Source organism: Paenibacillus hubeiensis, assembly GCF_032334105.1.
In the GTDB taxonomy this organism is placed as follows: Bacteria; Bacillota; Bacilli; order Paenibacillales; family Paenibacillaceae; genus Paenibacillus; species Paenibacillus hubeiensis.
In genome coordinates, this window is the sequence record NZ_JAVYAE020000004.1 from 361294 (window position 1) to 378059 (window position 16766).

Here is a 16766-nt window from a genome sequence, read left to right on the forward strand (position 1 = left end):
TGAAGCCGGCTCATGCTTGGATCACGGCGCGAGCTCAAGCCGCTTCGGTTGTGTCCTTGCTTTCTTCGGACCAGCTCTGACGCGTCATCGTGCCCCAGGAGTTGTTGTTTTGCAAAAACTGGATGTGTCCCTGCAATCTCCACAACACGCCGAGCTGATGGTAACCGACGAACTTCAAGGCCGAGAATACAAGCATCTTGCCCAGATCGGACAGCTTGTTGTAACGTCTGAATGCGATCTCCTCCAGAATGAGCGCCCCGATGCTCAGCAGATAACCGCTCACCAGGTTAAGGGCACCGAACAATACGAGGATCGGCCACTGTGTCATATCCAGCAGCACGTATCCGACCAGTGCCAGCAAACCGGTAATCCGGAAGTAGGGGTTCAGCGCTTCAAAAATGACGTTATACGGCATCGTGATGAGTCCCATCACCTTGTACTTCGGATTGAACAGCATGTCGCGGTTTTCCAGCATGTTTTTGAGATTTCCGCGTCCCCAACGCTTACGCTGGCTGGACAGGATCCGGTAAGAATCCGGCGCCTGGGTCCAGCAAACGGCCTCGGGACAGAACGCCACGCGGTATTTCAGTTTATTTTCCAGCATGTAGCGATGCAGCTTGATAATGATGTTCATGTCCTCGCCCGGGTACCCGTCGCGATATCCGCCGACGGCAATGACGTAATCCTTGCGGAACAGGCCGAAGGCTCCCGAGACGATGATCAGGCCATTGATATGGCTCCAGCCGATCCGGCCTCCCAAAAACGCTTTGAGATACTCGATGGACTGGAACATCGGCCACATTTTGCGCGGCAGCGAAACGTCCTGCACGGCCCCGTTCTCGATTTTGCAGCCGTTGGCGATGCGCACATCGCCTCCGATGGCCACCGTTTCTTCCGGATTCTCCATGTACATGCGCGCCATGCGAATCAGGGCGTCCTTTTCGAGCAAGGAGTCGGCATCGATGGAAGAAATGAGCGGATAGTGCGACAAGTTGATGCCCGCATTCAGCGAATCGGCCTTGCCTCCGTTTTCTTTGTCGATGACGTACAGGCCCGGGAACTCGGGGTTGTGATAGATGCCGCGAATCGGCTGGCAAGGAATCTTGCCCCGAACCTGGGCATTGGATATCGGCTTCAGCTTGTATTCTTTCAGCAGCAGCTTCAGCGTATTGTCGCTGGAACCGTCATTGACTACGATGACCTCATACGTCGGATAATTAAGCGTCATCAGGCAGTTTACGTTTTCGATAATCGTCAGTTCCTCATTGTATGCCGGTACCAGGAGAGAAACGGAAGGCACCAGCTGCGAACCGGACAATGTGTTGTACTTCGAATAATTCGATCGTCTGAAGATGGTCCAGATGTTGCGGAATGACAGGGCCATAATCGAAAAATAAAGCGTATTGACAAAGACGACGTAATAAATCGCCACCATGCCGTAAATGAACAGCAGATCCCTAAGCAGTGTAATCCCCTCCTAACGCGGCTACGCCTGCGCGTTTCTTGTTTGTCCTGCCGGCTTTCATGGGACCAAAATACCGCTCGTACAACAGTCGTTTTTGGTTATGCGCAATCATCTGCTCCACGCCGCGATCGCCGGGTCCGGGATGCTGCATGATGCTCTCGACGTGCTGTTTGGCAATCTCGCGTTCGGCTCCCGTTCCATGCATGGCCGCCTGGCACAGCGCCTCGAATCCCGGTTCGCCCAACTTGCCGAGGCTCTCCGCGCTGTTATGACGCACACCCCAGTCTTCGTCGCGCAGCGCCTTGCGCAGCAATGGAATGCTGCCCGCGGCATGCTTGGAACCAAGCGCCTGCGCCACTTCGGCGCGCACTTCCGGGCTCTCGTCCTGCATCAGCCGGAGAATGGTTTCATCGCTTAACGTCGGACTTGCGCTGAGATACAGCTTCACCGCTTCGGCACGCACGTCCTGATGCTCCGCACCGACCAGCTTGCCCAGCGCAGGCATCACTTCCGGTACTGCCTGTCCCCACATGGCGACAAGGCCTACCTTCACAAAATCCGGCTTGTCCGATTCAAGCAGCTCGATCAACAGTTTGCTGGGGTCCAGACGGGTTTCCAGCAAGATATCCGCCGCCAGGTGGTGAATCGATTTGCCCTTGGTCAGCAGCAGCTCCAGCATCTCCTTCAGTTCACCCTGGCGTGCGGAACATCTTGCGATCGAGCGGGCGATCATAATCGCCATCGGTCCCGGCTTCTCGTCCCGGAGCAGTTCCATCAGACCCGGCACCGCCTCGGGACAGCGCATGCCGCCCAGACGGTATGCCGCATCGATCTGGCGTCCGTAACGCAGCCTGCCGAGCTCCTTCAAATCCTGTTCCACCATGCCGGCTTCCCGGCACAATGCAATCAGCTTGTCGCGGTACTCGCCTTTAAACTGGTCGATCCATTCGATGAGCCTGTTTTGAATCACCCGCCTTTCGAGCGGAGCCAGTTTGCCTGGCGGCAAACGCAGCGGACGTTGTTCCGCCAGCGCTGCCTGCAAATACGCGAAGTAGTCGCGCTGCTTTTGCTCATAGTACTGCGCCTTGCGCACTTTGCCGTTATGGGATATTTTCATCGCAAACAGCAGAATGACCCCGATCACGACAAGCGCCGCACAAATGTATAGAAACAGGTAGGCCAAAGCCAGATTCGAAAACATGTGACAAAGCCCTCCTCATTCTTTTTTCTTAGTTATTCGCCTTGAAAACTAGGTATTTGTTCGAAGCGTTCCCGCATGGCATCATAGCTCAGCTTCAGGCGTTCGCTGTAGTTTACTTGTTCCCACGGTTTCCAGCTGTAGACCGGCAGCGTCCGTAAATCCAGCGTATTTTTCTCACCGCCTGGCCATGCAACTTTTCCGGTGGCACGATCCGTCAACCATGGAACGATGGTGATGCCTTGGGTCGTTTCCGTCTCAAATGTTCTTCCTCCCGGCAGCGGTCCGTATTGGATGACTTGCAGGGAGCTTGGATCGCCAAAACCGAGCAGCAGCCACGGAATTCGCATTTCCACCTGGTTCCCGCTATACTGCCAAGCGGTTAGCGAATCTTCGTCCGCTTGGCCTGGAGCGTTGGTGCCACGTTTCAATATGCCCACCTCGGCATCGAGGAACGGATGTGCAGATCGTGTATCGGGCGGAGTCATGGTCAGGCTGACCGCCAGTTTCCAAGGCTGAAACGGATCATCGGATAACTCCTCTTCCTTGGGAAGCATATTGTAGCCGTCTTTCCCGTACAAGCGCCTGTTGAAATCATAGTCCCGCGCGATTTCCACTTCGGATTCGTCATCCTTGCCCAGCGTGATCACCGTTTCCAGACCGTCGCTCATCGTCCGGCCCGGAAGGCGCTTGCCTGGCTGATTGCCGCCGGTCAGCGTGTTCGTGCCAAGACGGAGCAGCGTTTGCTTCGGATCGAATGGCTTGTCCAGCGTCACGCCAATGTACAGGTAGGCTTCGTCATGGGTCATTCGGATTTGCTGAATGCCTTCCACCTTGCCCTGCCAAACGTTGACCTCGCCTTCTTGCAGCGCGTCCCAATCATCCAGCTTGCCGTCGATGGTCAATCGATCCTGTTTGCCGGGATCCATGGCGAGCAAGCCGAACATCTTCTCGTTGGTCAGTACATTAAGCCAATACGCGCGCCGATCCGCCGGAATTTCAAACGGCATCGTGTTCCACGTTTTTTTGAACCATTCGTCCTGCCACATGAACAAGATGGCTCCCGCGTACCCTTCGTCGTAAATATCCTGGGTCAGCGAAGCGTCGATCTCGCCTTGCTCGGTCTCATTGTGTCCCCCTTGGTCCCTTCCGCCCATGCCCAGATGGGAAATGCCAAGCGAGGAAGGAACGCCGTATTCTGTAATCATTACAGGCATATCCGAAAACTCGGCTTTCAGTTTGCGTAAATAACTTTTGTACGTATTGTACTCCCCGTTTTCATCCTTGATGGTCTGCAGCGTCTGATCCGTATGGAACAAATCGGGATAATACGGATACACGTGGTACGCCGCGAAATATCCCCCTTGCCAATCCACCGGCTTAATGTGGCGGGCATCCACGCTGACAAGATCCTCCTCGTACAACGGTTCTCCCGGATGTTCGAGCACATCGGTCGTCACCCAGTTGGTGAAGGTGACCGGATGTTCCCAGCCGTATGTTTTCTCCAATCCGGCGGTGTAATCCAGCAGTTCAGCCAACCAGTTCTCGAACGGCGAAGCATCCGCCGTGCCCGCAAACTGGGCTCCCTTGTACTGCGGAACATCCGCATGCTTGGCATTGGTATTCTCCACCATGGTCGGGTCCCATTCCGTGCCCACATGCCAGGCCATCAAATATTTCCCCGCATCGGCCGTATATTCCCCGCTCGAAGCCCCTTGCTTCTCGGGAACGTCCGCATCTCCGTAAACGGCGGAAACCGCCTTTTCGATTTCCTGTTTGAACGTCTGCACGATGTGGTCGGCATAGGCGTCCTTGCCCTCGATCAACTGCTCCTCCGGCGACCATATGCCCTGTATAAAATATAACGGTTGCTCGCGGCCGCGATTGTAATCGACCAAAGCCGAGTAAAAAATCGGTTCATGGACCGTATAAATCCGGATCACATTGGCGCCCAGCTCCTGAATCTGCCCGAACCACCTCTGATAATCCTCCTTGGTCAGCGGAAACTCTCCCGGATAATGGCCCGGCGACGTTGCGCCCAAATTCACGCCTTTGACGAACATTTCCCGCCATATGCCATCCTGGCCATACTCCATGAACTTGGCTCCCTCGGTCTTGAACTTCATTTCCGCACCATTCTCCGCCGTGTACGTCGCGAGCCGGGGCTGCATAAACTGCCAGCCTGCCAGCACTCCGCCGGCCAGCACTGCCGTCCCAGCCAGCAACGTCAGCATCCAGCGCTTTCGTCTTCGTCTGCTCATGGCCTTCGATTGCCCACCTCACTATTATGCAATTTATCCTCACGCCTCTTTTTTTGCAGAAACCAGGAGGAACGCGGAATTTCTCGCATTCATGCTCGTTGACATCGTTCGGGATGTCTGCGGTGTAGTCTCACTATAGCGCCAAGACTCTGCTTTTGTAACTAGGCTGATGGAAGCAAACCTGAAAATGAAACATTTTGCCTATTATTCTCAAAAAATCAAGTAATTGAGCGTTTTTAGAAGCCTGCACCATTCATGAAAACAAAGCATGCATCGCCGCGATTGAGCACCCGTCCACATCTTTTCTTTCAGCCGTGTCCCCGCCCGAGGATGTTATGTGTATGGCGGGTTGAAGCTGACGTCAATCTTGAACGCTTACCCCATTAAACGCCTGTCATGTTGTAAAGTTGCGCTTTATTTTTACAGTATTAACCATAAAGATTACAAAATTGATACTATAGTCCGATAACGCAGCAGCGGAAAACCGCATGGCATCAAGGTTTTCTGAAAAGAGCAGAAAATGAAAAAAAGGACATCAGTCCCCCTATGGGACCGTGCCCTTGATCATATTTCTTTACAAACATCAAAACGACCGCCCAGACATCGCCCAGAGGTCACAGATAGATAACATATAATGTAAAAATGCACTTCTTATTCCCTATATTTCTCCGTTTTCGCTCTTCTGCCCATCCCCTTTCCCATTTGCAAATAATTCCGGTTGTCGCAAGAAGCATTCTCGGATATGCTTATAAAAAGAGAACACTTGTTCTATACTATGGATAAATGATCATATACTACACTGTTCGCACGTCTAAAGACGCCGCGATCCTGCAGGCCCGATGTTCATTCGGAATATCCTGCCCACCAATGGACAAAGGAGAGAATCGCATGGAACGCCAAAAGGGGCCTGTCATTATGCTGGCCGACTGCCAGTCATTTTATGCCAGCGTTGAGAAATCGGCACATCCCGAATATAAGGACCGTCCCCTGGTGGTAGCGGGTGACCCCGCCCGCCGTTCGGGCATCATTCTGGCAGCTTGCCCTCTCGCCAAGTCGTACGGCATTACGACGGCCGAACGGCTGGGCGAAGCCTTGGCCAAGTGTCCGGACGTCGTCGTCATCCGCCCGCGGATGGCCGAATACATTCGGGTGTCGCTGCACATTACGAACATTCTGCAGTCCTATACCGACCTGGTCGAGCCCTACAGCATTGATGAACAGTTTCTGGATGTCACCGGAAGTCTGGACTTGTTCGGCGACCCGGAAACGATTGCCCGCAGCATTCAGGCACGGGTCATGGATGAGACGGGCGTACGGATTCGCATCGGCATCAGCGATACCAAGGTCGTGAGCAAGATGGCCTGCGACCTTTTCGCCAAAAAAATGCCTGGCGGCATCTGCACCCTGCCCCGGAAGGATATGCCGGCACTGTTATGGCCTAAACCCGTCCGGGACATGTTCATGGTTGGCTCCCGAATGGCGAAGCATCTGTACAACATGGGCATTCATACGATTGGCGACCTCGCGCAGACCCCTTTGCCCCGGCTGAGGGAACGCTGGGGAGTGAACGGCGAGGTGCTCTGGCGCGTTGCCCGCGGCATCGACGATTCGCCCGTAAGGCCAGGAACCTATGCCCATCAGCAGCAAGGGATCGGCCACCAAATGACGCTGCCCCGGGACTACGATACTTGGGCGGATATTAAGGTCGTGCTGCTCGAATTAGCCGAACTGGTATGCAGGCGTGCCCGGGACAAAGCGCTCATGGGGCAGGTTGTGTCGGTCGGCTGCCGGGGGCATGATTTCGATCGGCCCACCGGTTTCTCCCGCCAAATGAAGGTGGGGGAGCCCACCAACATCACGGACGAAGTCTATGATGCTGCGGCCGCACTCTTCTTGCGCCACTGGGACGGTCTGCCCATCCGCCGCATCGGCGTATCCTTGACAGGTCTTATGTCGGATGCCGAAGTACAGCTCTCCTGGTTCGATGGACGGGATCGCAAGCGGGAACTGGAACGGGCCACGGACGGCATCAAACGCAAATTCGGGGACACCGCCATCATGCGTGCTTCCTCGCTGAATGCATCCGGGCAGGCTCAGGATCGTGCCCACAAAATCGGAGGTCATTACAAATGAGCAAAAAATTACAGCATAACGGGTTATTCGAATCTTCGCGCATGATGCTTCCCGAACATCGGGAGGCCTATATTTTGCATCAGGAGCGCCTTGCTCCCCGCAGCCGTCCTTCCCTCGATATGCAGGCGGCCGAGGAAATGTCGCGTTTGCTTAGCAGTTCCATGGTGCTGGGAGACCGAATCACGATCACCTTGTTCCACGAATACGACGATGTGCGCGTGACCGGTCAGGTCGTTCGTTTGGACCGTCCTGCACGTACGCTCCGCATGCAGACGGAAGACGGGATGCGTGATGTGCAGATGAATCTCATTACGGATGTTGCTCTGGCGGACTAGACGCATCCATCTCTTCCGTAATCAGGAAACAGGTTCTTGCTTTGAAGAAGATGGGCCGTAGGTACTTGGACTTGGCTCGACCTTGATCCGGAAACCGGATGCGGTCATCGAGAAGGTGCGGTCGAACGAGGAATGAAAAAGGCCGGGTTACGGGTCGCGATGGAATGATGGCAGTAACTGCAATATATAAGAAGCCTGATGCCCGGCTTGCAGGACCGTGTGCCTAGCATGCCAAACCTTTGATGTGTCACAGCCTGCTCCCTGCACCGGCATCCATCGCTCGTTCGAAAGAAGCAATTTGGTCCGTGACGGTTTTGCAGGCTGCCACCAAGGGTAATGATAAAGTTACGGCTTCAGCTCGGCTTCATTCAGAACATGCTCCACTGAAATTCCTTCGACAAGCGTTCCAACAAATGTACGCCCGCGATGCTGTTGCCCTTCCGGTTCAGTGCAGGACCTACGAGACCGATGCCGAATTGCCCTGGAACCAGGGTCAGAATGCCTCCGGACACCCCGCTTTTGGCCGGCAATCCGACCTGAATCGCAAATTCGCCGGACGCGTTGTACATGCCGCAGGTGGTCATGAACGTTTTGGCAATTTGCACATAACGGCGCGGAATCAGTTCTTCCCCGCTAATGGGATCGGTTCCGTCATAAGCAAGCACCAGCGCCATGCGGGCCAAATCCGTACAGGTTACCTCAATCGAGCAGTGGCGGAAATACACGGCCAGCACATCTTCCACATCGTCCTTAAGCACGCCGTTATGCTTCAGGAAGTAGGCGAGCGACCGGTTCAGATGTCCGGTTTCCGACTCGGATTGAAATACGGCTTCGTCGTAGCCCAGCCGGTCGTTATGCGCCAATTTCCGGAAAAAATCCAAAATGCGCTGCGATTTTTCCGTTTTGCAATCCCCGGCGACGAGAGAAGACACGGTAATGGCACCGGCGTTAATCAGCGGATTAAACGGAATGCCGGGTTCGACCAGCTCCAGCTTGATCATCGAATTGTAGTCATCTCCGGTAGGTTCCATGCCCACATTGAAAAAGACGGCCTCTTCTCCATGGTCCATCAAGGCCAGAATCAAGGTAAACACTTTGGAAATGCTCTGCATCGTAAACGTCACGCCGCAATCTCCTGCCGACACGCTCCGGCCCTCGGCGTCCATGATATGAATGCCCAGACCGTCAGGCGAAGCCTTGGCCAACTCGGGGATATACGAGGCGACTTTCCCTTGTCCTGTATGCAAGCGGCTGGTCTCCAACCATTCCGGCAAGAGCAGATTCAAGCGTTCCATCGTTGTGTTGCTCACTTCCATCTCCTCCAACTCCTTCTGATGTCTATGTATCACGCTCTAGATCTGGTGTTATCTCTATCTTTGGCGTGTCAAATCCAATTCCAATATTTCACCCGGGAGACCGTCGTAATCGCCCACCCACACTGAAGCAAACTGCTGTTTCGTCAAAATACGGCGCGAAGCTGCGTTCGAAGGATCAATAATGGCGTATAATACGCCAATTTGCCTATATTCTAAGGCAGCCTGCTCAATCAGGCGTGCAGCAATTTTGGTGCCATACCCTTTTCCCCAGTGCTCCGGCAAAATCATGTAACCCAACTCGGCCCGTGCCGGATCGGTTGCATCCGGAATCAGTTTCGCATAACCAACAACGACTCCGGCAGTATCCATTACCCGATAATATCCGCCAATATGCCCGGCATTATAATCAAGCATCTGCGCGAACTGCGTTCGGGCTTCGGGTTCGGGCGTCGTGCACTCCGTGATCTGTTTCATGACTTCCATATTGGAGACAAGCGCGTAATAGTCATCGAAATGGGATGCGGCATATTTGACGAACTTCATTTATGTCCTCCTTTTGTACAGACACAAACCCGTACTGCGATGATGTAGATAGAGTATATCAGATGCCATATCATCCGTGCACGCCCGGAGAAAAGAAATTGGATACGGCATGCAAAACAGGCGGCCTCATGCGAAGCCGCCTGTTTTCTTTCATACGATCTATATCTGTTTGACTCTATTTTGCCGAATCGATGATTTGGATAGTATCTTCAACTCGCCCGGGAAGAAGGATTAAAGCTCATTTTCCGTTCGCGTTGTCTCATACGGCGGCTTTGGCCCGGAGGCGTAACGATCAGCGCAAGCAGCAGCGAGATGGCGCAAAGTACGGCAATGACGATAAACGTCAGATGAAATCCGCCCAGCATGGCGCTAATGAACGACCCGGCCAGTGCGCCAAAACCAAACCCCTGGTAGATGACGCCGTAGTTTTTGCTTTGATTCTTCAGCCCGAAGTAATCAGCCACAATGGCTGGGAAGACGGTGATGTTTCCGCCGAAACAGAAGGCCACGGCTGCCACGCAGGCAAAGAAGATGCCAAAGTTCAATGGAACCAGGCTTAACGTCATAACGGCGATGGCCGTCACGAGCAAAGCACCGGCAATGACTTTCATGCGCCCCACTTGGTCCGAAAGCGCCCCCAAAATAATGCGTCCAGCGGTATTAAAAATCGCGACCATCGCGACCGCATTCGCCGCAGTAGCCACGTCCAGCCCGGCCAATTGTACGCCAATGTCTTTGACGATGCCGATCAGGTACAGGCCGCTCATGCAAGCCGTGAAAAAGATGACGAACAACATGTACGCTTCTTTCGTACGCAGCATTTCTTTCACCGTATATTGATGGCGCGCATTCACCTGTGCCGTTCCTTGGGCCGTGTCGGCAGAACCCTGCTCACGCATAACGGCTTCCCGAATTAGGAACGAACCTGCCACGATCAGCACCAAAACGATGATTCCCCAATACATGAATGCCTGCGCGGGACCAACCGAACCGATCAGCGCCGAGTTCACGTATTTGAAGAGCAAACTTCCCGTGCCGAAAGCACCCACCGAGATTCCCGAAATGAGTCCTTTGCGCTCGGGAAACCATTTGATCAGATTGGACAGCGACGTAATGTAGGCCGTACCGTCGGCGAAACCGACCACGAAACCGGCCAAAATATAAAGCAGCGTCAACGAGCTCGCTTGCGAGCTAAGCATAAGTCCCAGCCCAAGCACTACCCCGGCGATGCGGATAAGTCGTCTCAATCCCATTCGTTCCTGCAGTCTGCCGGCAAACAAGGTTGCGAATGCCAACGCAAAACTGGTGATCGAAAACGTAATCGCAACCGAGCTGACATCCCAGCCGAAGCGATCGGCCAGCGGTTGGTTGAATAAACTCCAAGTGTATATGGTTCCCAGTCCCATCTGTACAATGATGGTGCCAAGCACGATGAGCCACCGGTTCACGTTGATTGTTGTAGTGTCGGATTTAGCTCCGGATGAAATAGCCGCATTCATGATGATCTCCCCTTTATGGACGTCTGCTTCTCTGAATACCTTTCCTTTACAAACCCATCATACATGAAAGGGGATTCATAACGTCCATTTCGGCATGAGTTGCATCAAATGCGGAATGAATTGCCGTCAAATACGCATGAGCTGCCTGAATTCTTTGACCTTTCCGCGGCTGACCGGAACTTCGGCCTCCAGATCCCGCAAGCGAAGCAGGTACGTATTGTTGAACCAGGGCACGATTTCGCGAATCTGGGACAGATTGACCAAATACGAGCGATGGCACCGGAAGAACATTTCCTGAGGCAAACGTGCGTGAAAATCCGAAATGCTGACAGGCATCGTGTACTCCCCGCTTTTGGCATACACCTTCGTGACCTTCTCTTGCGCTTCCGCATAATAAATGTCCGCCGGATCCGTGACGATGATGTTGTCATTGCGCAGCAAATTGATTTTGCCGCTTGTTACGCTCGTGCCTTGTACAGCAGCGGAATGCGTTCCAGTTCCAGCATGCTTTTCTCCGGAACTCGTCCCCCCTTCCCCCACATGTCCGCCGATGCCAGGGTGCTCCATGTTTGGCTGTCCTTCAACAGCCTTCATTGGGACAGCATGTACATTCGAGGCCGTTTGACTCGCGATTTGTGCATATCCGGATTCCACGGTTTCCGAGGTTTTTGTACCCGCGCCTAGTTCTGCATGGTCCCGTCGAAAAGCAGCCTCTAATTTCTTCAACATGGCAGCAATCCGCTTCTCATCATACGGTTTCAGAATATAATCAAAGGCCTCCAGCTCAAAGGCTTCTGCCGCATGCTCCTTATATGCCGTGGTAAATACGATGTAGGGCTTTCGGGCAAACATGCCGATGTGGTGGGCCAACATCATGCCATCCAGGGACGGAATGTTGATATCGAGGAAAATGACATCCACTTCCTGCTCCTGCAAAAATTTCAGCACATCCAGCCCATCCTCCAGGCAGTCCACCACTTCAATGTCGCTATGCGCGCGTATCAGGTAATTCAGTTCCTCGCTAGCGGGGATTTCATCTTCAACAATGAGTGCTCTCATGTTCCGCTTCACCTCTTCAGCCATTATCTTTTCGGTACGTCAAAACGAATTTCCGTCCCTTGCTCAAGCCGCCGGATCGTCAGCCCTTGTCCATACATCAGTTTCACGCGCCGGTGCACGTTGTATAACCCGATCTGATTGCCAGGCATACGGTCATGGTACACCTTGTCGATAATATCCTCGCTGATGCCTGCGCCCGTATCGCTAACGCTGATCCGCACCGCGTCCGGCTGTTCCCGCACCTGAATGCATACCGTCCCAGGACCTTTCGTTTTGAGTATGCCGTGAATGATCGCGTTTTCGACCAATGGCTGGATGACCAAGCTTGGAATGTGCACGGCCACCTCGTCAATATCGTAGATCACCCGCAGCCTGCTGCCAAAACGTGCCTTTTCGATCTCCACATAGTTCCGGACCTGTTCCAGCTCCTTGTGAATGTCGATCAGTTCATCCGATAACTCCAAATTGTATCGCATGTAACCGGAAAGATTAACGATCAACTCGCGCGCCCGATCCGGGTTCGTGCGAATCGAGGAACCGATCGCATTGAGCGCATTGAACAGGAAATGCGGATGGATCGTCGTCTGGAGCGCGCGCAGCTCCGCTTTGTTCGCGGCAGCCTTCATCTCTTCGACCCGGGATACCTCCATCTGGGTGGAGATAATCTGGGACAAACCTACCGCCATCGTTTGCAGCGGGTATGTGATTTTGTACGCTTTGCGGTAATAGAGCTTGAGCGCCCCCGTCACTTCCCCGCGCTCCTTCAGCGGTATGATGAGCAGCGAATGGATGTCCGGCGTTTTCTCGTCGGTGACATCATTGCTGATCGTAATCTCGCCGCTCGCAATCGTGCGTTTCGTCATTTCGCTGATGATTTCGTTGCCGATATGGTACCGTTCCTCGCCAAATCCGACATAAGCAAGCACATTCCTCGTATCCGTAATGGCTACGGCATCTGCCTGAATGTCGTCCCGAATGATGCGGCAGATCGTGCGCAGCGACTCTTCGTCGATGGAACGGAAATAGGGCAGCGTTTTGTTGGCGATCTCCAGTGCCAGCTTGGCCTGGCGGGCTGCAATCATTTCTTTTTCCCCTTCCACGCTCTGCACCAGCAGCACGATCAATCCGATGTTGATTTCACCCAGAATCATCGGCAGCGCAATCTTCGATACGATATCAGCTCCCACAGGATCCGGATAGGAATATAACAAAATAAGCAGCATCGTCAGCGCTTCACAAATCATGCCGGCCGCAATGCCGACCAGCCAGCGTTTGGACTTGGGTGTGTATTTATGAATATAGCCCGACACCCATCCAGCGAGGATGCTCGTAATCAAGCATGGAATGGCTGTCACGCCATTCATGTCGATCAGATAACGATGCACGCCAGATACAAGTCCTGTAATAATCCCTACTGGCGGGCCGAACAATATCCCTCCAGACATGATCGCGATAATGCGAACATTCACAAGCGAACCTTCCACATTGATGCCCGTATACGTACCAAAGATGGCAAATGCGCAAAACAGAAGAGTAACCACCGTCACTTCCTGCCACCGCAGCTTGTCCTTCTGCAAAATTTGCCTGAATCGCGGCACCCGCGACAGAAAGAACAAAAAGATGATCAGCAGCGCCGCCCGCTCGAACAACCCAAGCAGCATCGTAAATATTTCGCCCAACGGCGCACCTCCTTCAAGTCCGAAACAAAAATCATAACATTGATATTATAACCCAAACGTCAATCGACGTACGTTTCATGGAAGCAGGACCTACAAAAAACAAAGACGGCCATCTCAAAAATGGCCGCCCCCTATTACATCCTATCTTATCGATGAAATGCACTTTTAAAAGAAGTTTTTGTAACACCAAACGGAGAGGACAGAAAAAACCTGGAGAAGCGAAGCGCTCGCCTAAAAGCTTTCTAAAAGAAAGCTGCATCGGAAGCATAGGCTTAGCAACAAATCCTAACCTTTAATCATACTCCAGTTCGATATAAGCCATTTTAAAAATAGTCCACGTTTACGCGCGTAACGGAGAATGCAGAACCAATCTGGAGAAGCGCAGCGTTCGCCTTTAGCAACGAATTTCTACCATAATCAAATTTAAATCAGAAGAAATCCGGGGATAACAGCGATCGGAAGATGGTACTGCAGTCGGAGTGGCCACACGTCAACCTAACGCCAATCACGTATGTTTCATCGAAGCAGGACCACGGTTTGACCTACAAAAAACAAAGACGGCCATCTCAAAAATGGCCGCCCCCTATTACATCCTATCTCATCGATGAAATGCATTTTTAAAAGAAGTTTCTTTTGTTACACCAAACGGAGAAGACAGAAAAAACCTGGAGAAGCGAAGCGCTCGCCTTTAGCACCAAATTTTAACCTTATAAAACTAATCAAAAAAATTTGGAGATAACAGCGATCGGAAGGTTGTTCTGGCATCGCAGTGCTCTGGTGTAACATAATGAATTTCTTTTAACCATTTGCCTTACATCGATCCCCTCACCTAAACATGCCCCACAGCTTAATCAAATGAAACGTATTGTTCGGATCGATCTTCTGGGCAATGACGAAATTGACGAACTGCTCCTCTTGCGCCGGTGAAAAATGCTCATTCATGATAAGCGCCGACGACTTGATCAGCCTGCGCACCTTCGCCCGGTCCTGGAGATCCGTCTTGGTCACACCTTCAATCAGCTTTTTGACCCGCTCTTTGACGGCAGGATTTTTCATTTTCAATTTGATCCGCTCCACCAGCTGCGGACTGATTCCATATTGTTGATAACCCAACGTCTATAGCACCTCCCGAAGTTTGAATCACTGTCTATACTTATGACGGGAGGGCTTGTACAGTTGACCCTTTTCAGAAGAAGATGTGCAAAACGTTTGAGACGGCCATGCTTAGTCGATCAGATCCCCCTGAAATACTTGCTGTTGCTGTAAATAGTCGCGGAGCGGGGCATACTGGGCAGAGGTCCAAAAGCCGGGATCGGCAATCAGATTGGAAACATCGTCCCGGGTTTGCTCCAATACGGCGAAATCGGCAACCATGTCCGCCAGCCGAAACTCCGGCATGCCGCTTTGCTTGGTTCCGAAAAAATCACCCGGCCCGCGCAAATCGAGATCCCGCCGCGACACCTCGAAACCGTCATCGGTTTCGGTCATCACCTTCATGCGTTCCTGCCCTACCTCGGATTTGGGATCGGCAATCAACACGCAAAAGGAAGCATGGGCGCCACGTCCTACCCGACCCCGCAGCTGATGCAGCTGGGACAAGCCAAAGCGGTCGGCATCCATGATGACCATCAGCGTGGCGTTCGGCACGTCGACGCCAACCTCGATGACCGTAGTGGAAACCAGCAAGTGCGTTTCATTGTCATAGAATGAACGCATGACTTCTTCTTTTTCCGAAGCCGTCATTCGTCCATGGAGCAAACCCACCTTGTAGTTCGGAAAATGCTGCTGCATCTGCACATGCAAATCGATCGCGTTTTGCACGTCCAGCTTGTCCGACTCCTCGATGAGCGGGCAAATGAGATACGCCTGCCGACCCTGATCCACCTCGCGGGAAATAAATCCGAGCACCCGATCCATCTTGTCATGCTTGACCCAATACGTGGAGATCGGGATACGGCCTTTCGGTCGCTCGGAAATGGTCGATACGTCGATATCTCCGAACGCCGTAATCGCCAGCGTGCGCGGGATCGGCGTCGCAGTCATCGTCAGCACGTCCGGATTATACCCTTTTCGCCGCAGAACGCTGCGCTGGTTCACCCCGAAACGATGCTGCTCATCCGTCACAACCAGTCCAAGCGCGCGGAAAAAAACGTCCTCCTGGATCAATGCGTGCGTCCCCACAACGATATCGATCAAGCCCATTTGCAGGGACGCGATCAGGTCCTTGCGTTTGCGTCCATTTACGCTGCCTGTCAGCAGCCCGACCGTCACGCCGAATGGTTCGAACAGTTTCTGCAAAGACTTCATATGCTGCTCCGCCAAAATTTCCGTCGGCACCATCAGCGCCCCCTGAAAGCCGGAGCGAACCGTCGTATAAAGCGCGATGGCCGCAATAATGGTTTTGCCTGATCCTACATCCCCTTGAAGCAGCCGATTCATGGAATACGGGGAACGCATGTCGTGCAAAATCTCCAGCTCGACTTTTTTTTGCGCATCCGTCAATTCAAACGGCAGACTGCGCACGAACTCCCGGATCGTTGCATTGTCGGTCGTGTGTACAACCCCATCCATACGATCGCGGTTCAAAGCGCGATAGGCCTGCATCTTGAGCTGGAACAGGAACAGCTCCTCATAAACCATGCGCTGCCTGGCTTGTAGTCCATCCCTGTTATCCTGTGGATGATGGATGCCGGCTATCGCTTGTTTGCGCGGCATGAATCCGTATTTGCTCATCAGCGAGGGCGGCAAAATTTCGGGTATCATGTCGCCGAATTGAACGAGCCCTTGATGAATCGTTTTGCGCATCCAAGATTGCGTAATTTTGCCGGTCACCGAATACACCGGCTGCAGCGTGCCGGAACGGCCCGTTCCCTTGTCCGGAAATTCCGAGTCCGCCACGGTCAGCTGCATTCGTTTCTGTTCCCATTTTCCCGTCAAAACGATTTCGCGGTTCGGCGTCAGCTGGTCTTTCAGGAAATGACGATTAAACCACGTTGCCGTTATCATCCATTCCTCTGTCATCACTTTACAGGTAAGACGAGACTTTTTGCCATACCGCTGCAGTACCGGTACGCCCATCACTTTGCCTTGTACCGTTATTTTATCTCCGTCTTTCACTTCACTGAGCGAGCGAAGGCGATAATCCTCGTATCGAAACGGATAATATTCAAGCAGGTCTTTGACAGTAGAGATGCCAAAGGCGTGAAGCTCTCCCTCTTTGAGAGCACTCACGCCGTTAATTTGTTTTACCGATATTTGATCCAAATTCATCATTCATC

General features: G+C 52.9%; 12 protein-coding genes. 2 read left to right on the forward strand and 10 right to left on the reverse strand.

The window, feature by feature from the left end:
• Window positions 1-34 precede the first annotated feature (34 nt).
• The 3 genes from RSX24_RS14980 to RSX24_RS14990 are packed head-to-tail and all read right to left on the reverse strand — an operon-like array spanning window position 35 to window position 4924.
• Complete coding sequence (locus tag RSX24_RS14980; protein ID WP_343261037.1) at window positions 35-1435, reverse strand: glycosyltransferase family 2 protein; 1401 nt, start codon at window positions 1433-1435, stop codon at window positions 35-37.
• Between the two features lie 22 nt (window positions 1436-1457).
• Window positions 1458-2666 carry a HEAT repeat domain-containing protein gene (locus RSX24_RS14985; RefSeq protein WP_343261038.1) on the reverse strand — a complete coding sequence of 403 codons (1209 nt, stop codon included), beginning with the start codon at window positions 2664-2666 and terminating at the stop codon, window positions 1458-1460.
• A 32-nt stretch (window positions 2667-2698) separates the two neighbouring features.
• On the reverse strand, window positions 2699-4924 hold the full coding sequence (locus tag RSX24_RS14990) for a hypothetical protein (protein WP_343261039.1): 2226 nt from the start codon (window positions 4922-4924) through the stop codon (window positions 2699-2701).
• 888 nt (window positions 4925-5812) lie between these two features.
• On the opposite strand from RSX24_RS14990, the gene RSX24_RS14995 reads away from it, so the two are divergent.
• Entirely contained in the window at window positions 5813-7057 is a 1245-nt protein-coding gene (locus tag RSX24_RS14995) for a DNA polymerase IV (protein ID WP_343261040.1), read from the forward strand.
• Window positions 7054-7392: a YolD-like family protein gene (locus RSX24_RS15000; RefSeq protein WP_236416387.1), complete on the forward strand. Its 339-nt coding sequence runs from the start codon at window positions 7054-7056 to the stop codon at window positions 7390-7392. Before RSX24_RS14995 ends, RSX24_RS15000 begins: the two co-directional genes overlap by 4 nt.
• A 368-nt stretch (window positions 7393-7760) precedes the next feature.
• Here RSX24_RS15000 and glsA read toward each other — a convergent pair whose 3' ends face one another.
• The 7 genes from glsA to recG form a co-directional block, all read right to left on the reverse strand.
• Window positions 7761-8708 (reverse strand): glutaminase A, encoded by a 948-nt coding sequence (gene glsA, locus RSX24_RS15005; protein WP_236416389.1) that lies wholly within the window; start codon window positions 8706-8708, stop codon window positions 7761-7763.
• A 54-nt stretch (window positions 8709-8762) separates the two neighbouring features.
• The gene (locus RSX24_RS15010; RefSeq protein WP_343261041.1) at window positions 8763-9251 is read right to left on the reverse strand and encodes a GNAT family N-acetyltransferase; all 489 of its coding nucleotides are present in this window, start codon (window positions 9249-9251) and stop codon (window positions 8763-8765) included.
• Window positions 9252-9460: 209 nt separating this feature from the next.
• Window positions 9461-10750, reverse strand: a complete 1290-nt coding sequence (locus RSX24_RS15015; protein ID WP_343261042.1) for an L-lactate MFS transporter — start codon at window positions 10748-10750, stop codon at window positions 9461-9463.
• Window positions 10751-10876: 126 nt separating this feature from the next.
• Entirely contained in the window at window positions 10877-11809 is a 933-nt protein-coding gene (locus RSX24_RS15020) for a LytR/AlgR family response regulator transcription factor (protein ID WP_343261043.1), read from the reverse strand.
• Between the two features lie 23 nt (window positions 11810-11832).
• Window positions 11833-13470 (reverse strand): LytS/YhcK type 5TM receptor domain-containing protein, encoded by a 1638-nt coding sequence (locus RSX24_RS15025; RefSeq protein ID WP_343261066.1) that lies wholly within the window; start codon window positions 13468-13470, stop codon window positions 11833-11835.
• 843 nt (window positions 13471-14313) lie between these two features.
• Window positions 14314-14601, reverse strand: coding sequence for a stage VI sporulation protein F (locus RSX24_RS15030; protein WP_343261044.1), 288 nt, complete (start codon window positions 14599-14601; stop codon window positions 14314-14316).
• Window positions 14602-14712: 111 nt separating this feature from the next.
• A complete protein-coding gene (gene recG / locus RSX24_RS15035) occupies window positions 14713-16761 on the reverse strand; it encodes an ATP-dependent DNA helicase RecG (protein ID WP_339273459.1) in 2049 nt (682 codons plus the stop codon).
• Window positions 16762-16766 lie beyond the last annotated feature (5 nt).

What these genes read in the sequence shown, in the direction of transcription:
- RSX24_RS14990 (WP_343261039.1), bottom strand. Translation starts at nt 4,924, where the DNA reads ATGAGCAGACGAAGACGAAAGCGCTGGATGCTGACGTTGCTGGCTGGG.
- RSX24_RS15000 (WP_236416387.1), top strand. Translation starts at nt 7,054, where the DNA reads ATGAGCAAAAAATTACAGCATAACGGGTTATTCGAATCTTCGCGCATG.
- glsA (WP_236416389.1), bottom strand. Translation starts at nt 8,708, where the DNA reads ATGGAAGTGAGCAACACAACGATGGAACGCTTGAATCTGCTCTTGCCG.
- RSX24_RS14985 (WP_343261038.1), bottom strand. Translation starts at nt 2,666, where the DNA reads ATGTTTTCGAATCTGGCTTTGGCCTACCTGTTTCTATACATTTGTGCG.
- RSX24_RS15015 (WP_343261042.1), bottom strand. Translation starts at nt 10,750, where the DNA reads ATGAATGCGGCTATTTCATCCGGAGCTAAATCCGACACTACAACAATC.
- recG (WP_339273459.1), bottom strand. Translation starts at nt 16,761, where the DNA reads ATGATGAATTTGGATCAAATATCGGTAAAACAAATTAACGGCGTGAGT.
- RSX24_RS15025 (WP_343261066.1), bottom strand. Translation starts at nt 13,470, where the DNA reads ATGCTGCTTGGGTTGTTCGAGCGGGCGGCGCTGCTGATCATCTTTTTG.
- RSX24_RS15020 (WP_343261043.1), bottom strand. Translation starts at nt 11,809, where the DNA reads ATGAGAGCACTCATTGTTGAAGATGAAATCCCCGCTAGCGAGGAACTG.
- RSX24_RS14980 (WP_343261037.1), bottom strand. Translation starts at nt 1,435, where the DNA reads ATGGTGGCGATTTATTACGTCGTCTTTGTCAATACGCTTTATTTTTCG.
- RSX24_RS14995 (WP_343261040.1), top strand. Translation starts at nt 5,813, where the DNA reads ATGGAACGCCAAAAGGGGCCTGTCATTATGCTGGCCGACTGCCAGTCA.
- RSX24_RS15010 (WP_343261041.1), bottom strand. Translation starts at nt 9,251, where the DNA reads ATGAAGTTCGTCAAATATGCCGCATCCCATTTCGATGACTATTACGCG.